This is a genomic window from Cobetia sp. 1AS1 (assembly GCF_029846435.1).
Classification (GTDB): Bacteria; Pseudomonadota; Gammaproteobacteria; order Pseudomonadales; family Halomonadaceae; genus Cobetia; species Cobetia amphilecti.
The window spans coordinates 69747-84018 of sequence record NZ_JARWKU010000008.1; the positions used below are offsets into that span (position 1 = coordinate 69747).

Sequence of the window (14272 nt, forward strand, 5' to 3'; positions counted from 1 at the left end):
TCATGACACGACTCCCCCACACCGAAACTGAAGTTCCAGTGTTTTTTCCACTCCAACGCTATCCCGATACTGTCGAAGATGACCGGCCAAATCCCCTTCAACCCGTCAAAAACGAGTCTAGACGTGGCCTATGGCAAGACAAGAGGTTTTTGACACCTTCCCTGCAATGGCAATATGCAAAGGAACAGAAAGTTAAAATAAGCCTAATAAAAACAATGCCATAATCATTTACAACAATAAAAAAGCACCCCTTTAAGCCCTTGCCATGCGTCAAATTAGGAGAAAAACAATACCGAGCACCAAAAGAGTTAGTCCACCAGGAAACCAGAAACCCCATACTTTTATAAAGACGAGAATCAGGTGGATTTATAGATTCGGAGGTGAGCAAAATGAACAGCAAAAACCAACAATATAAAACCCTGAAATGTTTTTGATGATCATCAAAATATTCACTTGCTAGCCAACCTTTCAGACGCAATATTTCAATAGGCTATCTGAAAAACAAAACATAAAAATCTAATAAATAGATAGCCAATATGACTTGCTGAGCAATGCGATTCATTCCATCGCCAAGTAGCACATCATGAAAAGATCCAGGCTCAGGGCAGCCGTCAACGACGGTGACCTGGATAAAAAGAACAACAATGACGCTAGGGAACGAGATCATGGCCACCCCACAGGAAGGCAATGACCTGCAAAAGGTCCTGGACCATTGCCGACAAAGCTTCGTCTACGTCGGTCTCTTCAGTCTTTTCATCAACCTGCTGATGCTGGTGCCTCCGCTCTACATGCTGCAGGTCTATGATCGCGTCATCACGACACGCAGCCAGGAAACGCTGCTGATGCTGACTCTGGTGGTCGTGTTCCTGTTCATGGTGATGGGCGCGCTGGAACTGGTGCGTTCCAGAATCCTTGTCCGGGTCGGCAATCGTCTGGATGTGCTGCTCAGCCCTCGACTCTACGGCGCCATGTTCAAGCGCTCGTTGACCACCCCGGGCAAGCCCTCCGCGCAACCGCTGAATGACCTCACTACCCTGCGCCAATTCCTGTCCGGCAATGGGCTGTTCGCGTTTTTCGATGCTCCCTGGGTGCCGGTATATATCGGCGTGCTGGCGCTGTTTCACCCGTGGTTTGGCCTGTTTGCCCTGGGTGCGGGTCTCGTGCTGGCCGTGATCGCCTTGATCAATGAGAAGACGACCAGGCAGCTGCTGGCCGATGCCAACGGACAGCACGTCCTGTCCCAGGACCTCGCCAACAGCAATCTGCGCAACGCCGAAGTGCTGCATGCCATGGGCATGCTGCCCGGCATTCAGGGGCGCTGGGCAGCCCGCCATCGTGAGTATCTGGCGTTGCAGTCCAAAGCCAGCGACCGCGCGGGCCTATTGACCAACACCTCCAAGATACTGCGCCTGATGTTTCAGTCATTGATTCTCGGGCTGGGCGCCTATCTGGTGCTGGCCGGTGACCTGACTCCGGGCATGATGATTGCCGGCTCGATTCTGATGGGACGTGCGCTGGCGCCAATCGATCAGATGATCAATGGCTGGAAAGGCTTCAGCGGCGCCAGAACCGCACGCGCGCGTCTGGAGGAGTTGCTTGAGGCCGTGCCAGCCGAGGCGCCTTCCATGCCGCTGCCGATCCCCAAGGGCCGGCTGAAGCTCGAGGCGGTCAACGCCGCCCCGCCAGGCGAGCGCCTGCCGACCCTCAAGGACATCAACCTGACACTCGCCAAGGGCGAGCACATTGCCGTGGTGGGCCCCAGCGCCTCAGGCAAGTCGTCCCTCGCGCGAGTGGTGCTGGGACTATGGCCGGTGCAGCTGGGTTGCGTGCGACTCGATGGCGCGGATATCTCCCAGTGGAAGAGGACCGCGCTGGGGCCTCACCTCGGCTATCTGCCCCAGGACATCGAGTTGTTCGACGGCTCCATTGCCGAGAACATCGCGCGCTTTCAGGAGGTCGATGCGCAACTCGTGGTGCAAGCCGCGCAGAGCGCCGGGGTGCACGAGATGATTCTGCGACTCCCCCAGGGCTATGACACCTGGCTGTCGCATGGCGGCGCCGCCCTCTCCGCGGGTCAGCGCCAGCGAATCGGCCTGGCCCGAGCCCTCTACGGCAAACCGGTGCTGGTGGTACTCGATGAACCTGACGCCAATCTGGATGCCAGCGGTGAACAGGCGCTGGCCGAATGCCTGATGCGTCTGCGTCGCGAAGGCACCACGGCATTGATCATCACTCACCGTCAGCGCCTGCTGCAGCAGGTCGATCGCATCCTCGTGCTCAATGATGGTCAGGTGGTGTCACTGGCCGCGCCGACACGTGAACCTCCCGTGGCACGGGCCGTGGCAGGCAACGGCCAACAGGCCCGATCGACAGGCGTCCAGCGCGTCACCAAGCTCAAACCCAGTGCCAGAGGCCGCCATGAGGGCGGCGAGGAGAGCGCCTCATGACCCACTCCACATCCGGCAATACCAGTGCCGAGAGTGACGTTCCGCTGCGCGATCACGGCTATCGACGCTTCGGCCTGGCCGTGCTGCTGGTCGCGGTGGGCGGATTCGGCAGCTGGTCGGTGATGGCGAATCTGGCCATTTCCGTCGTCGCACCGGGCTCCGTATCGGTGGAAAGCTTTACCAAGACAGTTCAGCACCTGGAGGGCGGTATCGTCGAATCGATCGAGGTCGAGGATGGCGATCATGTCGAGGCTGGCGATGTGCTGATCGTTTTCGACGATACCCAGGCACGCTCACAGCAGAAGATCGTCGAAGCCGAATATCTGATCTCCAGAGCCAGTGAGATTCGTCTGCTGGCGGAGTACAGCAATGCCGACAGCCTGGTCTTCCCGGATTCGCTGGTCAGTTCGACCAATCCTCGGGTGCAGGAAGTCCTCGAAGTCCAGCAGCGTCTGTTCGAGGTCCGTCGCCAATCCTTGAACGGTGCCATGGCGGCGCTGGATGAGCAGATCGTGCAGATGAACGAGCAGATTTCAGGCCTCGAGAATACCCAGGCCATCACGCGGCGACGCATCAACTCACTCAATGATGACGTTGCCAACCATCGCAAGCTGTTTCGCAATGGATTGATCAACAATCAGCGCCTGCGGGAGATGGAACGCGAGAGCCTCGAATACCAGAGCGACAATGCGGGCCAGTTTGCCGAGGTCGCGCGTCTGCGCTCGCAGATCAGCGAGAACGAGCTGCAGAAACAGATTCGCCTGCAGGAATTCCAGCAGCAGATCGGCGAGTCCCTGCGTCAGGTACAGGCCGAAGTCACCGACGCGGAAGAGCGGCTGGTCGCACTCAATGACAATCTGAGGCGCACCAAGGTCATCGCCCCGGTTGCCGGCACCGTGGTCGGGCTCAAGGTTCATACGCTGGGGGCGGTGATACGCAGCGGCGACCCCCTGCTCGATATCGTGCCCGCCGGCGATGGCTTCATCGTCGAGGCAAGGGTCCCGGACCACGATATCGACCACCTCTACCTTGGCCAGCCGGCGGAAATCCGCTTCAGCGCGTTCAACCAGCGCCTGTCCAACATCATCGATGGTGAGGTGACCCACCTGAGCGCCAACAGCTTCGAGGATGAAGCGACCCGAGCGCGCTACTACAAGGCACGGATTCGTGTCACCGAAGCCGGCAAGGGCGACATGACGGACAGCATGCGTCTGCTGTCCGGCATGCCGGCGGAAGTGATGATCCGTACTGGCGAGCGCAGCTTTGCCAGCTATATCGGCAAACCCATGGCGGACATGCTGGCGCGCGCGATGAGAGCGGAATAGATGAGAGCGGAATAGATGAGAGCGGAATAGATGAGAGCGAAATATAAGGAAGACAGGCGGCTGAGGCGCCGCTGAATGAGAGGCGAGCGACAGACCACCCCTCAGAAACGCGAAAAGCCCGCATCGTGAGATGCGGGCTTTTCTGAATCTGGTGGAGGAGGAGGGATTCGAACCCTCGAAGCCTTTCGACTTACACACTTTCCAGGCGTGCTCCTTCGACCACTCGGACACCCCTCCAGATCAGTGCTCTCATTGGTCACCCGACTGCGTCGTGTTTCCCTTGAGAACGCGGCGTATATTATCGATAACCTTCGAGTGGCGCAAGCCTTTTTTCCAAAAACTTTCAGATAGATAGCGTCAGCGCTCTCGCCCTACGCTCCACCCTGCGCCCTCGCCCTACGCTTCACCCTGTGCTCTCAACCCGCGCACTGGGCCGAGGCCGCACTCGTCGTCACGGCCCCAGCACCACGTAATCGCCACGGGCCTCGAAACACAGTCGCGGAGCGGACTGCCCTTCGACCTGACACCACAGCTGCTGGGTCAGCGACAGTCGCGCTCGCCGCCCTGCCGTCAGGCGCTCGCCCACCTCGTCCAGCGCTGCCATGTCATCCGGCGCGCAGATGATGTGATAGTCGCCACTGACCGGGGCCAGAAACTGCTGACTGGCCTGCGACACCACGATATCGCGCTGGATACCGCGAGCACGCAGCCAGAGCGTCAGCCAGCTCCAGCCACACAGGGTCGCCTCGAGACTCATGGCGCCGCCGAAGGCGGTGCCCTTGTCATTGAGATTGGGCGGCAGACGCAGATGCCAGCTCAGCTGACCCGTCGCACGCTCGGGCTCTGACCACTGCATCTCGACAAGCCCCAGATGAGCGGCCAGCGGGATCGCCTGCGTCAGCCAGCCACGAAACCGTGACAGGTCGTCGCTGACCGGCGCCGCGAGACTGCCCGGCTGCCCCTGCGCATCACGCGGCAGAGGCAACGCTGGCCAGGCCTCACCACTCAAGCGCGACGGCTCATTTCGCGTCTCACTCACTCAGCGTCTCTCTCATCAAGGGCTTCGCTCAGCGCCTCTCTCATTCAGGCCCTCGCTCAGCGCTTCTCATCAAGGGCCTCGCTCATGCAGCATTTCACTGCCAGCGTTCGACGAAGTCGGCACTGTTGCGGTTCGGCAATGGCTTGAGGCGTCCGCCCGGGGTGCCGAGATAAAGGAAGCCGACCAGCTCATCCTGTTCGCCCATGCCCAGCCCTGCGTGCACGATGGGGTCAAAGGCGTAGCCACCGGTGCGCCACATACCACCGAGCCCTTGGGCCTGAGCGGCATACAGCATGGCGTGGGCGGCACAGCCGGCGCTGACCACCTGTTCGACACGCGGCACCTTGGGGTGGTCCGGCGTGACCCTGGCGATCACCGCGATCACCATCGGCGCACGCAGCGGCTTCTTGCTGGCAGCGGCCTGGGCGGCCTCGTCACCGGCCGGCGACTTGTTGCGCTCCGCCTCGGCGAACAGCTCGCCAAGGCGCTCAAGCCCGCCACCCGTGAATTCGATGAAGCGCCAGGGCGTCAGCTCGGCGTGGTCCGGCGCGCGCAGGGCGGCCTGATAGATGGCCTCCATCTGCACAGTGCTCGGGGCCGGCGCCATCAACTTGCCCATGGAATTGCGTTCATGCAGTAACGTCAGCGCGTCCATCGTCTCTCCTGTCACAGACTTAAGATAAGAATGATTCTCACACTAGCATGTCGCCGGTACGCCGTCTCATCACTCGCTGCTATCTACCTGATTGGCAAGGCGCTACCTGACTGGCAAGGCGCTATCTGGTTGGCGAGGTGACAGAGACGACTACTGCCGGGAGAGACGCAGCGGCAGACTGGCGCGGGCCTCGGCCTCGAGATCCGCCGTGGCGCGCCACGGGCTGATATCCAGGCCGCCACGCCGCACGTAGCGCGCCATCACCAGCAGAGACTCAGGCTTCACGCGCGCCATCAGGTCGACGAACAGGTGCTCGACGCAGTGCTCATGGAAATCCTGGTGCTGGCGATAGCTGATCAGATAGGCCAGCAGGCGCTCGCGATCGATACGCGGGCCGCGATAACGGATCCACACACTGCCCCAGTCGGGCTGGCCGGTGACCGGGCAGTTGGACTTGAGCAGGTGGCTGTGCAGGTCTTCGCTGACGATGTCGGCGTCATCGGCGCTGAGCAGCTCCGGCGACGGCGTGTAATGCTCGACGCTGATCGGCAAGTCATCGAGGCACTCTCCCGGCAGGCGCCCGACGTCCAGCTCGCTATCGTCCAGCTCCAGCAGACGCACCTCGACCGGCGCACCGGACGCGGCGGCGAGGTCACGCTCCAGCGTTGCCTTCACCGCTGCCTGATCGGAGAAACGACTCTGATTGAGACTGTTGAGATAGAGCTTCCAGGACTTGGATTCGATCAGGTTCGGCGAGGCTGCCGGCAGGCGAAAACGGGCCACGCGCACCCACGGCTTGCCGGCCTCATCCAGCCAGGAGACTTCAAAGGCGTGCCACTCATCCTCACCGACGAACGGCAGCGCCGCGTCATCGATGCCGATGGGGCCACGGTTGGCTGCCCGCGCGATGGGGAACAGCAGACTGGCATCGTAGTGCTCGGGATAGGCGGACTCTCGCCCGAGCGGGGCATCCTTGAGAGTCTCGGGGCGCGCCTCGTCGGGCACGTTGACGGCAGTGGGGTGAGCCATGACAGCACTCCAGTGAAATAGGCCAATAAAGCATCGATATCAGGGGCGCAGACAGCAGAACGCCGGCAGAAGCCGGCGTTGCATGCACTGGCGCGATAGCGCGCATCTTACCATCATCGTCTGGGCGACATCTTCAGCTGCGGATGCCCTTGCCGCGCTCCAGCAGCCACAGCGCGAAGGCGAACAGGCCGATGATGAAGGCCACGATGGCGGCCATCGCCGGGCCGACGCTGATGTCCGAGACGCCCAGAATGCCGTAGCGGAAGGTGTTGACCATATAGAGGATCGGGTTGGCCAGCGACACCGTCTGCCAGAATTCCGGCAGCATGTGGATGGAATAGAAGACACCACCCAGGTAGGTCAGCGGCGTGAGCACGAAGGTCGGAATGATCGAGATGTCATCGAACTTGCGGGCGAACAGCGCATTGATGAAGCCACCGATGGAGAACAGCAGCGCCGTCAGCACCACGACCATGATGGTCAGGAAGGGGTGATGGATATCGAGGTCCGTGAACAGGAAGGCCACGGCGGTCACGATGATGCCGACCCCCAGCCCGCGCACGGCGCCACCGATGATGTAGCCGAGCAGAATGATCCACGAGGGCAGCGGCGAGACCATCAGCTCCTCGATGCTGCGCTGGAACTTGTTGGAGAAGAATGACGAGGCCACGTTGGAATACGAGTTGGTGATCACCGACATCATGATCAGCCCCGGCACGATGTAATCCATGTAGCTGATGCCATCCATGGTGCCGATGCGCGAGCCGATGAGATTGCCGAAGATGACGAAATAGAGCGTCATGGTGATGGAAGGCGGCAACAGCGTCTGCGGCCAGATGCGCGTGAAACGACGGACTTCCTTGACGACGATGGTGACCAGAGCCACCCATAGCTGACGTGGGTTCACTGCGTGATCTCCTTGGCAACATTGGAGGCGATACCGCTTTCGGCGTTGGAACGCTCGACCAGGTCGACGAACAGCTCCTCGAGACGATTGGCACGATTGCGCATTGACACCACGGTGATACCGGCACGATCCAGCGCCGCGAAGGCGGTATTGATCGACTGGCCCTTGCGCACGGCGAGCGCCAGCTGCTGAGAGTCACTCAAGGAAACCTCGAACCCGGCAATCACCGGCGCCTTGGTCAGCGGCTCACGAATGTCGAGCAGGAAGGTTTCCGCATCCAGCTCCTTGAGCAGCTCACGCATGCTGGTGTTATGCACGATCTCGCCATGGTTGATGATGGCGATATTGCGGCACAGGCTCTCGGCCTCTTCCAGGTAATGCGTGGTGAGGATGATGGTGGTGCCCTCCTCCCGATTGATGCGGCGCATGAACTCCCACATCGAGCGGCGCAATTCGATATCCACACCGGCCGTCGGCTCATCGAGAATCAACAGACGCGGCTTGTGAATCAGCGCACGGGCAATCATCAGACGGCGCTTCATGCCACCGGACAGCATGCGTGAGGGGGTGTCGCGCTTGTCCCACAGCCCGAGGTCCCTGAGCAGACGCTCGGCACGTGGGCGCGCTTCCTTCATCGGCATGCCGTAATAACCCGCCTGGGTCATCACGATGTCCTGCACCTTCTCGAACTGATTGAAGTTGAACTCCTGCGGCACGACGCCGAGGTGATACTTGGCCTTCGAGAAGTCCTTGTCGATATCGATTCCATAGATCTCGACCTTGCCTGCGGTCTTCTGCACCAGCGAACTCACCACGCCGAGGGTCGTGGACTTGCCGGCCCCATTGGGGCCCAGCAGCGCGAAGAAATCGCCCTCGGGGACGTCAAGATCAACCCCCTTGAGCGCCTCAAAACCGTTGCCGTAGACCTTGGTCAGGCCACGGATAGACAAGGCAGGTCGTGACATCGGACACCTGTAATCGATTGACGCTGTCAGCCAGCACAGCAGAAAAGACGCATCTGAGAACAATTGCGCAACAGTGATGGCACCGTTTCGCCGTCCGCGAACATGAAAATCAGACGCAAGATATTGGATGCGCATGGTAACGCATTCGGCGCTGCCACATCAGACACACGGCAGAAAGGCATTAGTGCGCCACGGGAAACAAGCAGAGGGAGAAAATCACGCGGGGACAGCACCAGAGAGCGGCGCAGAACAGGGCGGAGAGGAATTTCAGGCACAAAAAAATCGCCAGTGACGTAACACGATGATCGTGTCTGTCAGGCGATGGCGTACTGCTATGTCATGCTTCAGCTTGCAACGTCACATTCGACTGGAGCGGGAAACGAGATTCGATCGGACTGGCGTTCCAGATCGCGACCTATCATTGCGCTTTTCGACTGGAGCGGGAAACGAGATTCGAACTCGCGACCCCAACCTTGGCAAGGTTGTGCTCTACCACTGAGCTATTCCCGCCTGTCGAAACACAAAAACTGCGGCGTAAAACAGAATGGCGTCCCATAGGGGGTTCGAACCCCTGTTACCGCCGTGAAAGGGCGGTGTCCTGGACCACTAGACGAATGGGACACACGTTAGAAAAAGCCATGCTTAATCTAAATGGAGCGGGAAACGAGATTCGAACTCGCGACCCCAACCTTGGCAAGGTTGTGCTCTACCACTGAGCTATTCCCGCACCGGGTGTCATGAACCTGTGCTCACGACATCTGTCTTACTGCTGGCTTGCCACACCATCATGCTCTGCATGGCGTCCCATAGGGGGTTCGAACCCCTGTTACCGCCGTGAAAGGGCGGTGTCCTGGACCACTAGACGAATGGGACGTTCTGGAGCAGGAAACGAGATTCGATCGGACTGGCGAACCAGCTCGCGACCTTATCGCATTGCCTTTTCCTCTGGAGCGAGAGATGAGATTCGACCGGGCTGACGTTCAGCTCGCGACCTTGTCACACCACTTGTTCCTAATGGAGCGGGAAACGAGATTCGAACTCGCGACCCCAACCTTGGCAAGGTTGTGCTCTACCACTGAGCTATTCCCGCAACACAAGCAGATCATGCGACCACACAAGACCGAAGATGGCGTCCCATAGGGGGTTCGAACCCCTGTTACCGCCGTGAAAGGGCGGTGTCCTGGACCACTAGACGAATGGGACACACGTTAGAACAAGACATGCCTGATCTAAATGGAGCGGGAAACGAGATTCGAACTCGCGACCCCAACCTTGGCAAGGTTGTGCTCTACCACTGAGCTATTCCCGCACTCCGGTCTCTACGCTGCAAGGAAAGTGGCGTCCCATAGGGGGTTCGAACCCCTGTTACCGCCGTGAAAGGGCGGTGTCCTGGACCACTAGACGAATGGGACGTAACGTTCTTGCCTCGTCGAGGTGGCGCGTATATTACAAAGACCCTCCCCCTTCGTCAACCCCCTGCTTCAACAGGATTTTTCCGGCGTTGGCCAAGTGCATCCACCACATGCTTGTGGTCACGCCCTGACGCCCGCATTCTTGGGGTATGTGCCGGGTTTCGCGTGAAGACCGGCAGCCACTCTTTTCGAATTGCCGCGCAGGAGAACTTGCTTGCAGGTTCGCGCGAGCACGCATTCGAGAAACGCATAGATAGAGAGAAGAGATCATGAGCGAACAAGACCCGCAGACTCAGGACAAGTTGATTCGCAGTGAAGAGGAGTGGCGCAAGCGCCTGACGCCGGAGCAATACCGGGTGACGCGCGAGGCAGGGACCGAGCGCCCCTTCAGCGGCGATCACGAAGTCAGCCCGACGCCGGGTACCTATCACTGCATCGCCTGTGACGCCAAGCTGTTCGACAACGACACCAAGTTCGATTCCGGCTGTGGCTGGCCGAGCTTCGACCGCCCCTATGCCGATGCCGCCGTCGAGGAGCACTTCGATACCAGCCATGGCATGCGTCGCGTGGAAGTGCGCTGTCGTCGCTGCGAATCCCATCTGGGGCACGTCTTTCCAGATGGCCCGACTGACACCGGTCAGCGCTACTGCATCAACTCCGTCGCGCTGCGCTTCAAGCCGATACGTGCCTGACGCCCGGGGCATCGCGAGTCGATAGAGCGCTGAGGCAGTGAAGACCGGATAGCGCGCCTCCATGGCCAGGCCGCCTCTGATAGAATGCGTCGCCATACGCGTCCCCTCCTCTCCCGCATGCCATGTAGCGCCATCCCTGATGGATGAGCGCCTTTCCTGGCATGCGGGAAGTAAGGAGGCAGGACAGAGGTGACAGAACAACCGTCATACCCCTGACGGCAGGAGAGAAGCGACATGCTGGGCTGGTATCCGGGACATATGCACAAGGCACGCCGTCAGATAAAGGACGCGCTGCCCGAGATCGACGTGGTCATCGAAGTCCTCGATGCCCGCCTCCCCTACTCCAGCACCAATCCGGTGCTGTCCGAACTGACCCGCCACAAGCCGGTACTCAAGCTGCTGTCTCGCGCCGATCTGGCGGACCCGGCACGCACGCGCGAATGGGTCGAGTATTTCGATGCCCTGCCCAACACCCGTGCACTGGCGATCACCACGCTTGAGGCGCGTGACCTCAAGCAGATTCCGCGCCTGTGCCGCGAGATGGCCGGCCATATCCGCGTCGATCGTGATGCGCGCGTGATGGTGATGGGCATCCCCAACGTCGGCAAGTCGACGCTGATCAATGGCCTGGCGGGTCGCAAGATCGCCAAGACCGGCAACGAGCCCGCCGTCACCAAGCGCCAGCAGAAGATTCGCATCGACGGTGGCATCGCTCTGATCGATACCCCTGGGGTGATGTGGCCGAAGATCGAGGACCAGGCCAGCGCCTATCGTCTGGCCGGCAGTGGCGCGATCCGTGACACCGCCATCGATTACACCGATGTGGCGGTGATCGTCGCGGCGGAGCTGGCCAAGCGCTATCCCACGGAGCTGACCGCACGCTACAAGCTGAAGTCACTGCCGGCCTACAGCGCCAACCCTGACGCCGAGCGAGTCGAGAGTGATGGCCCCCGCAAGGTCGATCTGATGGCGCTGTCCGGCTTCAATGGGGTCGCGATTCTGGAAGAGATCGCCAGCAAGCGCGGCGGCCTGCGTGCCGGTGGCATCATCGACCTGCACCGCGGTGCCGAGGTACTGCTGCATGAACTGCGCGACGGCAAGCTTGGGCGCCTGACACTGGAAACACCCGCCGACATTCCTGCCGAGCCGGTCCCGGAAGCCAGTGGCGAGACGGAAGATGGAGCCGAAACGCGTGAGCAAGAGAGCGAATAACGCTACCAGAACAAGGCGCTAACGCGACTCTCGCCTGGCCCCCGCCTGCGGGAGACGCTTGAATGCCAGTTGAAAATCCCGCCAGAAAACCTCTGGCGGGATTTTTTTCTGCCTGAACATCTCAAACCACAAATTTAACCACGCTATTGGCCCTTGGCCGTGGCGCGGCAGGCCAGCGGCGCGATATGCTGGACGCTCGCCCCTACACCTTACGTGACGGAGATCTACGGAAAGCATCATGGATACCGAGCAAAGAAAGCCCCGCGAAATTCGCAAGTCACACAAGCTGGACAACGTCTGCTATGACATTCGCGGGCCGGTTCTCGAACACGCCAAGCGTCTCGAGGACGAGGGCCATCGCATTCTCAAGCTCAATATCGGCAACCCGGCGCCCTTCGGCTTCGAGGCACCGGAAGAGATTCTGCAGGACGTGATGCGCAACCTGCCGACAGCGCAGGGCTATTGTGATTCCAAGGGGCTTTACTCTGCGCGCAAGGCGATCATGCAGGAGTGCCAGCGCAAGGATATCCAGGGTGTCGGGATCGAGGACATCTACGTCGGCAACGGCGTCTCGGAATTGATCGTGCTGGCCATGCAGGCATTGCTCGATGATGGCGACGAGCTGCTGGTACCGGCGCCGGATTACCCGCTATGGACTGCTGCCGCCAACCTGGCCGGTGGTCGCGCCGTGCACTATCTGTGTGACGAAGCGCAGGACTGGGCGCCCTCCATCGAGGACATCCGCGCCAAGGTGACCAGCCACACCAAGGGCATCGTGCTGATCAACCCGAACAACCCGACCGGCGCGGTCTATCCGCCCGCGGTGGTGAAGGACATCCTGCAGGTCGCGCGCGAATTCGGTCTGGTGGTGTTCTCGGACGAGATCTACGACAAGATCCTCTACGACGGCACCGAGCACGTCTCCACCGGCGCGCTGGCCGATGATCTGCTGGTCGTGACCATGAACGGCCTGTCCAAGAGCTACCGCTGCGCGGGCTTCCGCTCCGGCTGGATGATTCTCTCCGGCGACAAGCGCCCGGCGGCCGACTTCATCTCCGGCCTCGACATGCTGGCCAGCATGCGCCTGTGCGCCAATGTGCCGGCGCAGCACGCCATCCAGACGGCGCTCGGCGGCTACCAGTCGATCAATGATCTGGTACTGCCGGGCGGACGCCTGCTGGCCCAGCGTGACGCGGCCTGGAAGAAGCTCAACGAGATACCCGGCGTCAGCTGCGTGAAGCCCAAGGGCGCGCTCTACATGTTCCCGCGGCTCGACCCCGAGATGTATCCCTTCGAGGACGACCAGCAGATGGTGCTGGAGCTGTTGCTGGAAGAGAAGATGCTGCTGGTGCAGGGCACCGCCTTCAACTGGCCGAATCCGGACCACCTGCGCATCGTCACCCTGCCCTACGCCGACCAGCTGGAAGAAGCCATCGAACGCCTCGGCCGCTTCCTGGCGCGACGTCGCAAGGCCTGACGTCGGCCCAGCCCCTGCGATCAAGGGGCTACGCAGGTCGCCTCCAGTGGTGATACCTTGCTGTCCTTGCAGACCGTCCTTGCAGACTGTCGACGCAAATTCTACCCGCGCTGCCGCCAGTGATTCATCTCACTGTCAGTATCGCGGGCAGATAATTGCGCCCTACCGATATATTGGCATTGGAGACCTGACCCCATGATGCGGATAGCCCTTTTCCTGATCACCAACCTGGCGGTGGTGCTGCTGGCCAGTGTCACGCTGCGCCTGCTGGGCTTCGATGGCTACATGGAAGCCAACGGCATCAACTACACGGCGCTGCTGATCTTCTGCTTCATCATCGGCATGGCCGGTTCCGTGATCTCGCTGTTCCTGTCCAAGACGATGGCCAAGTCCTCGACCGGCACCGTGATCATCGAACAGCCGCAGAACGACACCGAGCGCTGGCTGCTGGACACCGTCGGTGAACTGGCGCGCGACGCTGGCATCAAGATGCCGGAAGTCGGCATCTTCCCGGCGCAGCAATCCAATGCCTTCGCTACCGGCTGGAACCGCAATGATGCGCTGGTCGCCGTCTCGGCCGGCCTGCTCAATCGCATGCGCCCCGAGGAAGTGCGCGCCGTGCTGGCGCACGAGATCGGCCACGTCGCCAACGGCGACATGGTGACGCTGACGCTGATCCAAGGCGTGGTGAACACCTTCGTGATGTTCTTCGCGCGTATCGCCGCACACGCCATCGACGCCTTCCTCAAGCGCGATGACGAGAACGGCGGCCTGGGCTTCTTCGGCTACATGGCGGTCGTGTTCGTGCTGGAAATGGTGCTGGGCCTGGTGGCCTCGATGATCGTCGCCTGGTTCTCGCGCTGGCGCGAATACCGTGCCGATGCCGCAGGCGCAGGCCTGGCGGGCAGCGGCTCGATGATCAATGCCCTGGCTCGCCTCAAGCAGGAACATGAGCTGCCGGACCAGATGCCCGACACCATGACCGCCTTCGCCATCACCACCGGCAAGAGCCGCAAGCTGATGGAGCAACTGTTCGCCAGCCACCCGCCGCTGGATGACCGTATCGCCGCGCTCAAGGCCGCTGCCTACAAGTAAGCTCCGCCAATCCTGCA

11 protein-coding genes and 9 tRNA genes are annotated in these 14272 nt (G+C 60.7%); 6 read left to right on the forward strand and 14 right to left on the reverse strand.

Annotated features, from left to right (window positions below; genetic code table 11):
* Positions 1-665 precede the first annotated feature (665 nt).
* Together QD280_RS13205 and QD280_RS13210 are read left to right on the forward strand one after the other, a co-directional pair.
* Positions 666-2447 (forward strand): type I secretion system permease/ATPase, encoded by a 1782-nt coding sequence (locus QD280_RS13205; protein ID WP_279839590.1) that lies wholly within the window; start codon positions 666-668, stop codon positions 2445-2447.
* Positions 2444-3772, forward strand: a complete 1329-nt coding sequence (locus QD280_RS13210; protein ID WP_043333880.1) for an HlyD family type I secretion periplasmic adaptor subunit — start codon at positions 2444-2446, stop codon at positions 3770-3772. Before QD280_RS13205 ends, QD280_RS13210 begins: the two co-directional genes overlap by 4 nt.
* Before the next feature lie 149 nt (positions 3773-3921).
* Here the strand turns inward: QD280_RS13210 and QD280_RS13215 are convergent.
* From QD280_RS13215 to QD280_RS13280, 14 genes are all read right to left on the reverse strand, one after another.
* A tRNA-Ser gene (locus tag QD280_RS13215) sits at positions 3922-4009 on the reverse strand.
* A gap of 214 nt (positions 4010-4223) precedes the next feature.
* Positions 4224-4811, reverse strand: a complete 588-nt coding sequence (locus QD280_RS13220) for a YiiD C-terminal domain-containing protein (RefSeq protein WP_279839591.1) — start codon at positions 4809-4811, stop codon at positions 4224-4226.
* Positions 4812-4905: 94 nt separating this feature from the next.
* Positions 4906-5466, reverse strand: a complete 561-nt coding sequence (locus tag QD280_RS13225; RefSeq protein ID WP_279839592.1) for a nitroreductase family protein — start codon at positions 5464-5466, stop codon at positions 4906-4908.
* 150 nt (positions 5467-5616) lie between these two features.
* On the reverse strand, positions 5617-6495 hold the full coding sequence (gene queF / locus QD280_RS13230) for an NADPH-dependent 7-cyano-7-deazaguanine reductase QueF (protein ID WP_279839594.1): 879 nt from the start codon (positions 6493-6495) through the stop codon (positions 5617-5619).
* Between the two features lie 133 nt (positions 6496-6628).
* Positions 6629-7402 carry an ABC transporter permease gene (locus tag QD280_RS13235; RefSeq protein ID WP_043333883.1) on the reverse strand — a complete coding sequence of 258 codons (774 nt, stop codon included), beginning with the start codon at positions 7400-7402 and terminating at the stop codon, positions 6629-6631.
* Positions 7399-8367 (reverse strand): ABC transporter ATP-binding protein, encoded by a 969-nt coding sequence (locus QD280_RS13240; protein ID WP_279839596.1) that lies wholly within the window; start codon positions 8365-8367, stop codon positions 7399-7401. The genes QD280_RS13235 and QD280_RS13240 overlap by 4 nt, the downstream gene beginning before the upstream one ends.
* A 435-nt stretch (positions 8368-8802) precedes the next feature.
* A tRNA-Gly gene (locus tag QD280_RS13245) sits at positions 8803-8877 on the reverse strand.
* A 35-nt stretch (positions 8878-8912) separates the two neighbouring features.
* Positions 8913-8988: transfer RNA gene (locus tag QD280_RS13250), tRNA-Glu, on the reverse strand.
* Between the two features lie 31 nt (positions 8989-9019).
* Positions 9020-9094 (reverse strand) — tRNA-Gly (locus tag QD280_RS13255).
* A gap of 70 nt (positions 9095-9164) precedes the next feature.
* Positions 9165-9240: transfer RNA gene (locus tag QD280_RS13260), tRNA-Glu, on the reverse strand.
* 142 nt (positions 9241-9382) lie between these two features.
* Positions 9383-9457, reverse strand: a tRNA-Gly gene (locus QD280_RS13265).
* Between the two features lie 37 nt (positions 9458-9494).
* Positions 9495-9570 (reverse strand) — tRNA-Glu (locus tag QD280_RS13270).
* A gap of 31 nt (positions 9571-9601) precedes the next feature.
* A tRNA-Gly gene (locus QD280_RS13275) sits at positions 9602-9676 on the reverse strand.
* Between the two features lie 27 nt (positions 9677-9703).
* A tRNA-Glu gene (locus tag QD280_RS13280) sits at positions 9704-9779 on the reverse strand.
* A 269-nt stretch (positions 9780-10048) separates the two neighbouring features.
* On the opposite strand from QD280_RS13280, the gene msrB reads away from it, so the two are divergent.
* From msrB to htpX, 4 genes are all read left to right on the forward strand, one after another.
* Positions 10049-10471, forward strand: a complete 423-nt coding sequence (msrB, locus tag QD280_RS13285) for a peptide-methionine (R)-S-oxide reductase MsrB (RefSeq protein ID WP_279832083.1) — start codon at positions 10049-10051, stop codon at positions 10469-10471.
* Between the two features lie 234 nt (positions 10472-10705).
* Positions 10706-11683, forward strand: a complete 978-nt coding sequence (gene ylqF, locus QD280_RS13290) for a ribosome biogenesis GTPase YlqF (protein ID WP_043334293.1) — start codon at positions 10706-10708, stop codon at positions 11681-11683.
* Between the two features lie 238 nt (positions 11684-11921).
* Positions 11922-13160, forward strand: coding sequence for a pyridoxal phosphate-dependent aminotransferase (locus tag QD280_RS13295; protein ID WP_043334294.1), 1239 nt, complete (start codon positions 11922-11924; stop codon positions 13158-13160).
* A 195-nt stretch (positions 13161-13355) separates the two neighbouring features.
* A complete protein-coding gene (gene htpX / locus QD280_RS13300; RefSeq protein WP_107336103.1) occupies positions 13356-14255 on the forward strand; it encodes a protease HtpX in 900 nt (299 codons plus the stop codon).
* The last annotated feature ends 17 nt before the right edge of the window (positions 14256-14272 follow it).